Annotated in this window: 7 protein-coding genes; 1 reads left to right on the top strand and 6 read right to left on the bottom strand. The window is 74.4% G+C overall.

From position 1 onward, the window contains the following. Positions 1 to 570: 570 nt before the first annotated feature. From ACIBBD_RS26340 to ACIBBD_RS26325, 4 genes are all read right to left on the bottom strand, one after another. On the bottom strand, positions 571 to 1,086 hold the full coding sequence (locus ACIBBD_RS26340) for a hypothetical protein (RefSeq protein ID WP_399422015.1): 516 nt from the start codon (positions 1,084 to 1,086) through the stop codon (positions 571 to 573). 44 nt (positions 1,087 to 1,130) lie between these two features. After that, positions 1,131 to 2,126 carry a nucleoside triphosphate pyrophosphohydrolase gene (locus tag ACIBBD_RS26335; protein ID WP_399422014.1) on the bottom strand — a complete coding sequence of 332 codons (996 nt, stop codon included), beginning with the start codon at positions 2,124 to 2,126 and terminating at the stop codon, positions 1,131 to 1,133. 93 nt (positions 2,127 to 2,219) lie between these two features. Further along, positions 2,220 to 2,870: a SurA N-terminal domain-containing protein gene (locus ACIBBD_RS26330; protein ID WP_399422013.1), complete on the bottom strand. Its 651-nt coding sequence runs from the start codon at positions 2,868 to 2,870 to the stop codon at positions 2,220 to 2,222. 173 nt (positions 2,871 to 3,043) lie between these two features. Continuing rightward, on the bottom strand, positions 3,044 to 3,871 hold the full coding sequence (locus ACIBBD_RS26325) for a glycoside hydrolase domain-containing protein (RefSeq protein WP_399422020.1): 828 nt from the start codon (positions 3,869 to 3,871) through the stop codon (positions 3,044 to 3,046). 198 nt (positions 3,872 to 4,069) lie between these two features. Here ACIBBD_RS26325 and ACIBBD_RS26320 point away from each other — a divergent pair, with 198 nt between their 5' ends. Continuing rightward, positions 4,070 to 4,462: a hypothetical protein gene (locus ACIBBD_RS26320; RefSeq protein ID WP_399422011.1), complete on the top strand. Its 393-nt coding sequence runs from the start codon at positions 4,070 to 4,072 to the stop codon at positions 4,460 to 4,462. Between the two features lie 52 nt (positions 4,463 to 4,514). Here the strand turns inward: ACIBBD_RS26320 and ACIBBD_RS26315 are convergent, their stop codons facing one another. Together ACIBBD_RS26315 and ACIBBD_RS26310 are read right to left on the bottom strand one after the other, a co-directional pair. Then, positions 4,515 to 5,267 carry an N-acetyltransferase gene (locus tag ACIBBD_RS26315; protein WP_399422010.1) on the bottom strand — a complete coding sequence of 251 codons (753 nt, stop codon included), beginning with the start codon at positions 5,265 to 5,267 and terminating at the stop codon, positions 4,515 to 4,517. A gap of 172 nt (positions 5,268 to 5,439) precedes the next feature. Further along, on the bottom strand, positions 5,440 to 6,159 hold the full coding sequence (locus tag ACIBBD_RS26310) for an HNH endonuclease family protein (RefSeq protein WP_399422009.1): 720 nt from the start codon (positions 6,157 to 6,159) through the stop codon (positions 5,440 to 5,442). Positions 6,160 to 6,238: the final 79 nt, after the last annotated feature.

Raw genomic sequence — 6,238 nt, 5'->3', positions numbered from 1 at the left:
GCCGGCGCCGTCACGGCCAGGCCCGCCTCCGTCCCCCCGGTCCGGGGGGGGGGGGGGGGGGGGGGGGGCGGGCCCCGCGGCGCCCCGGCGCCGGCGCGGGGGGGGCGCGCCGCGGGCGGGGGGGCCGCCCCCGGCCCCCCCCCCCCCCCCCCCCCCCCCCGCCCCCCCCCCCCCCCCGCGGCGGGCCCCCCCCCCCGCCCCCCGCGCGCCCCCCCCCCCCCGGCCGCCCCCCCCCCCCCCGCCCCCCGCCCCGCCCCCCCCCCCCCCCCCCCCCCCCCCCCCCCCCCGCCCGCCGCCACTCCTCCCACAGCTCCGGCCCCACCGCGAGGAACTCCGTGACGCCCAGCGCACCTCGGTGCACCCGCGCGTCGACGAGACGCGGGTCCTCGGCCTCGGCGAGGCGGGCCAGCTCGGCCCCGCTCCAGCGACAGGTCAGTTCGACCCTGGGCGCCCCGCTCAGGACACGGGCCGACGGCCCGTCCCCGAAGCGGTGCGCGTCGTACGCCTCGTCGCGCATGGTGGCCAGGACGAGCACGCCCTCGTGGACGCACTCCGCGAGCAGGCCCGCCGTCAGTCCGTGTGCGCCGAGGTGCCCTGCGAGGTCGTCCAACCAGACGACGTGGTGCCCGGAGCCGTCGCGGCCGCGCAGGGCGGCGGGCAGGCCGCGCAGGTCCGTGCCCGGCTGGGCGTTGTGGACGCGCTGACGCCGCCGCCCACCCGGCGCAAGGCCGCCCAGGCCGTCCGCGACTTGCCCGACAGCGGCTCCCCCGTGACCACCACCAGTCCGCCGGCGCCCAGCCGCTCCCCGACGATCCGGTCGAGTGCGGCGTCGGCGTCGCGGCGCACGTACGGCGGCAGGGGGGACTCGTCACCCAAGCGGCGGACGGGGCGGATGCCCAGGGAGAGCCGGCGGACCGCGCGCAGCCGGGGCCAGGTGTCGGCGGGGGCGACGGGGGTGGGGACGGATCCGTAGGTGTACTGGGCTCCGATCACGGGCGCGTGGAAGGTGCCGCGGCTCAGGTCGATGTGATCACCGGCGGGCCCGGCCACCCGTCCGGCCGCCGGCTCCCCCGACTCCCGCTCCATACCGGCCCCCCTGCGCGCCACCGTCGACTCAGGAACCCACCGTACTAACCCCCCACTCCCTCCACACCCCTGATCGCGTCCCGGTAGGCCCGGGCCGCCGCCCTGAGCGCCGCCTCCGGGTCCACGCCCTCCGACTCGGCCCGGGCCGCCAGCGCCAGCAGTTCGTAGCCGATGCCCTCGGCCGGGGGGAGGGGGACGTCGAGGCCCGCCGTGCGGACGCGTGAGCTGAGCTTCGCCGCCAGGGCCAGTCCCGGCTGGTGCAGGGGGATGCCGTCGGTCACGGACTCGCGCCGCTTCTCGGCCGCCTTGGTGCGCAGCCAGTGCTCCTTGACCTCCTCCGGCGTCGTCGCGGTCGCGTCGCCGAAGACGTGGGGGTGGCGGTGGATGAGCTTGGTGACGATCGTGCCCGCGACGTCGTCGACGGAGAAGGGGGACTCCTCGTCCTCCTCGGCGATACGGGCGTGGAAGACGACCTGGAGGAGGACGTCGCCCAGCTCCTCGCGGAGTTCGTCGCGGTCACCGTCCTCGATGGCCTCGACGAGTTCGTAGGCCTCCTCGATGCCGTACTTCGCCAGGCCCTGGTGGGTCTGCCGGGAGGACCAGGGGCACTCGGCGCGGATGCGGTCCATGACCTGGACGAGGTCGAGGAGGCGGGCACCGGGGAGGTCGTAGGAGGCGGGGAGCAGCTCGAGCTCCGGCATGGAGACGCGTCCGGAGCCCGCCAGGCGGGCGAGGCCGTCCGTCAGGGCCGGCTCGCCCTCGCCGGTCGCCACGACGACGACCGTGCGGCCACCGGCGCACGCGGCGACCAGGTCCTCGGCGGTCGGGGAGGCCTCCTCGACCCGTATGCCGGCCTCCCGCAGATACGGCAGCTGCGGGTGGGCGCCGTCCGCGCACAGCACGCGGTCGGCCGTGCGCAGGGCCTGCCAGGCGGGCCAGGACAGCAGGCCGGGGGCGACGCGGTGGCTGGTGGTGAGCAGGACTACTCGGCCGGGGGTGCTCTCCCGGAAGGCGTCCGCGGAGCTGCTGGTGGCGTTCACACCTCGAACGTAACCCACGCCGCCGACAGCCCGGCCGGTTGTCCACAGGCAGGCCCGGCCGGTTGTCCACAGGCAGGCCGGCGGGGCCGGCCGTCACGTCGTCTGCCGGCTCCCCGCCGCCGTCACGTCCCGTACCCACGGGGTCTTCGCGTCGACGCGGCTGACCTTCTGCACGTCCCAGTCGCCGTAGCGCGGGTTGAGGTCGACGTCGAGTTCCTGGGACGCCTTCGACAGGGCGTTCCAGAAGGCGGGCTGGCTGGTGTCGGTGCCGAGCTCGGAGGCGAGTTTCTGGGCCTCGAGCTGGAGGCGGAGGTTCTCGTCGAGGCGCTGCGGCGGGATGCCGTACTGCTGGAGCCAGGTCGTCTCCAGGCCCTTCGCGCCGCCCGCCTGCTGTTCCAGGCCGGCCCGCATCGCCTGGACCTCCTTGCGGCTGACGGTGACGCCGGCGTCCTCGGCGGCGCGGTGCAGCACCCGGTCGAGGACCATGCCGTGCAGGGTGTCGCGGGTGAGGGTGCCGGTCTGGGCGACGGCCTGTGCGTACTGCGCGTCGTCGGTGACCGCCGCGCGCTGGGCGGCACGGACCTCGTCGACCCGGTCCTCCAGTTGGGAGACGGTGATCCGCTGGCCGCCGACGACGGCCGCCGCGCCGGGATGCGCCTCGTTTCCGCAGGCGGTGAGGAGAGGGCCCGCCGCGACGATCGCGGCGGACAGCAGGAGCGCGGTACGACGACGGCGGCTGTGCAAGGAAGCCTCCCGAGGAGATTGTGCGACGGTGCACAAAGTCTTGCGGTGATCGATGGTAGGCAGTGGTACGGCTGTGGCCAACCCATTCGACCAACGATTCACCGGGAGTTGCGGCACCGCCGCGCCCTGGAGGACGGGTCCGCTCCTCCCGCCCCTCCCTCACCCGGCCCGGTTCAGCCGACGAGGGCGACCGGCGCGTCCCACGCGTTGCGGTCCACGGTGATCGTGTAGCCGCCGCGCGACTCCTTGCTGTTGACCATGTACTGGTGGCCGCGGCTGTGGTGCGTGTACTGGGTGGGGCCCCAGGGCCAGTCGGCGGTGGTGGTGTTCTGCCTGTCCCACAGCGCGTACCAGAGGTTGCCCGGCAGGTCCGTCTTGTCGGTCGCGTTGGCGATGGCCTTGGCGCTGGAGCTGCTGAAGCCGTAGAAGCCGGCGCGGTAGACCTTGGCGCGCAGCGTCTTGGTGAAGGCGCGCACGTACGTCAGCACGGCGTCGTTGCACGCCTTGTCGGTGATGTCGTACGGCTCCATGTCGAGGTAGACCGGGCTGCCGGGCTTCATGCCGAGCGCGGAGGCCTGGGCGACGGCGTCCGCCGCGTCCGTCGCGCCGAGCGAGGCGGCCGTGGAGGCGGTGAGCCGCTCGGGGTTGGAGCTGGTCTGGCAGGGCGGCTGGGCGCCGACGTAGACCGGGATGAGCTTCCAGCCGACCGAGCTGACCGACTTCACCCAGGACGCGGTGAGGTTGAGCTGGGAGCAGCCGCGGTTCTTGCCGCCGACGTAGACGGCGGCGGCACCGTAGAAGCCGGTGTTCCAGGCCCTCATCGCGGCGAGGGAGGGGGCGGCGCAGGTGTCGAAGGCGCGGCCGGTGAAGGTCTTCTGGGCGGGCCAGGTGGTGGCCGCCGTGGACTGCTGCGCCGCGATCCCGGCACCGGCGACGACGGCCGCCGCGGCCACGCCCCAGGTGATGTGTCTGCGCTTCCCGGACTGCCGGTGCTCGGCCATCCCCACCCCATCGTCGATGTTCACGGTTGTCGTCGGACCCCCGTGGTCGGAGGGCACCGTAGCCTGCGGCGGCCCCGTGATCGGGAAACACAGGCTCTTCACAGTGCCAAGATCGGCTCATGCCGCGGTCAAGAAGGGGAGGTCCGCCGCTGCGGGGACGTGCCCTACCCTTGCTCCCTGGCTACTTGGGGGGCGGTTATGACGACGATGACGACGGGCGCGGAGAAGCGGCTCGAGGGCGGCTGGTTCCAGCGGCTGGCCTGGGTGGTCCTGGCGTGGGGCTCGCTGGGCATGCTGGTGTGGGTGCCGTTCCTGTACGTGGCGATCCGGCGCGGCCGGGGCTCGGACTGGGGCGCCTTCGCGGCGTTCGCGCTGTACGAGGTCATCACGCTGCCGTGGGCGGTGGCGGACGAGACCGACGGTGACGCGTTCCTGGGCATCGCCGTGCTGGTGACGCTGGCGACGGCGACGTGGATGCTGCTGCTCGCGGTCTTCGACAAGCGGGTCCGGACGGCGCCGGCGATGGCGTACGGGACGGCCCCGGCCCCTCAGGGGCACCCCTACCAGCAGGGGTACCCGTACGGGAGGTGAGGGCGGCTCCCGCCACGTCCTCGTCGGTGTTCGGCGCGGGTGGGGACCCGGCTCAGAGAGGGTGTCTCATCCACACGTTGGGCTCGACGTACACCGCGTGGTCGCGCTCCGGTTCGCAGCGCACCGGCACCAGCGCGCCGGGCACCTCGACGTCCCCCCGCGTGTCGAAGGGCAGCCCCGTCCAGCGGCGCCACTCCGCCAGCGAGGCGGCCACCGTCATCGACGCCGGCGCCACCCGGTCGATGGTCGCCCCCGCCCGCGCGTGCACCCGCAGCCACGGGTCGTACGGCAGCCCGTCCTCCCGCACCCGGTGCGCGTACTCCTCGATGGGGGTGCGTGGTTCACGGTGCTTGGCGTTCGGGCGGACCGGGGCGACGACCTCGGTGAAGCCCCGCGCACGGGCGTTGTCCCGCATCGCCGTGAGCATCCTCCCGGACAGGCCGAGGCCCTGGACGCGCGGGGCCACCACGATGGAGACGGCGCTCACGGTGTCCGGCCGCACCCCGCGGCGCAGGTCGGCGAAGGCCCATACGAGGACCTGGTCCCAGCCTCGCGCGGGCAGCTCACCGCGGCCCTCGGCATGGAGGGCGAAGGGCACGCTGTAGGCGTGCGCGAGGACCTCGCCCCGCTCGTCCTGCGCGAACAGCACGTACTCCGGGAGCTCGACGGGGATCCGGCCGTAGTGGGCGTTGCCCACGGGATCCTGCGTGGTGAACTCCGGCCAGCTGTCCGGCATGTCGAGCACCGGCCCGAGCATCTCGGGCCGCTCGGCGAGAGAGAACACCTTCCCTTCCCTACGGTCCATACAGCCACCGTAGGCGGGGCGGCGGGACGGGAGGAAACGGTTTTGCGGTGCCTGCCCGCCTGTCTTCGTGCGCGCCGGCCCTTCGTGTTCGCCTGCCTTCGCGCTTGCCTGCCCGCCCGCCCGTCTTCGTGCCGGCCCGCCTGACCGAGCGCCGCGGGCCGCTCGTTCCTCGTCAGTCCGCGTGGAACCGTTCCGGTGCCTTCGTCGGGTTGCCGCCGGTGGGGAGCCTCTGGTCGGGGCAGCCGGAGAGGACCTTCTCCATCGCGGACTTCTCCGCCGCCGTGACCCACAGTTCGTACTTCTTCTTCACGGCGACCTGCGCCGCGACGTACGCGCACCGGTACGCCTTGTTGGGTGGCAGCCACGTCGCCGTGTCGCCGTCCCCCTTGGAGCGGTTGGTGCTCGCGTCCACGGCCAGCAGGTTGAGGGGGTCGTTGGCGAGGGCGATGCGCTTGCCGGCGTCCCAGTACTTGGCGCCCTTCTGCCAGGCGTCGGACAGGGCGACGACGTGGTCGATGTCGACCTGGCTGCTGCCGCGCCGGTAGGTCACCTCCTTGCCGGAGTACGGGTCCGACGCCAGCACGCCGTAGGAGACCTTGCAGGTCCCGTCGGTGAACCGCACCTTTTCCAAGTCGCGTTTGAGGATGTCGTCCCGGGTGCCGCAGTCGTTGGAGTCGGTGTCCGCCCAGGGGCTGCCGAACCTGTCGCGGTCGTATCCGGTCCTGGGGGCCCGGCCCTTCACCGGCAGCGACTCGGCGGCGGCGAGGGCCGCTCCCCCGCTCGCGGTCCGCCCCGGTCCGGCGGTTCCGGTGCCGTCGGTCTCGACGGTGCAGCCGGCCACGGCCCCCACCAGCACGACGGCGACCGCCGCCCCGCCCCTCAGACGCCTCATGCGCGCCCCTCCCCTTGCCCGACCGCTGCCGCCCTCACAGGGCGGCTTCCCCTGTCGGGCTCCGGTACACCGTAGGCGG

The organism is Streptomyces sp. NPDC051315 (assembly GCF_044455165.1).
In the GTDB taxonomy this organism is placed as follows: domain Bacteria; phylum Actinomycetota; class Actinomycetes; order Streptomycetales; family Streptomycetaceae; genus Streptomyces.
This window is presented reverse-complemented; position numbering and strand designations above follow the sequence as displayed.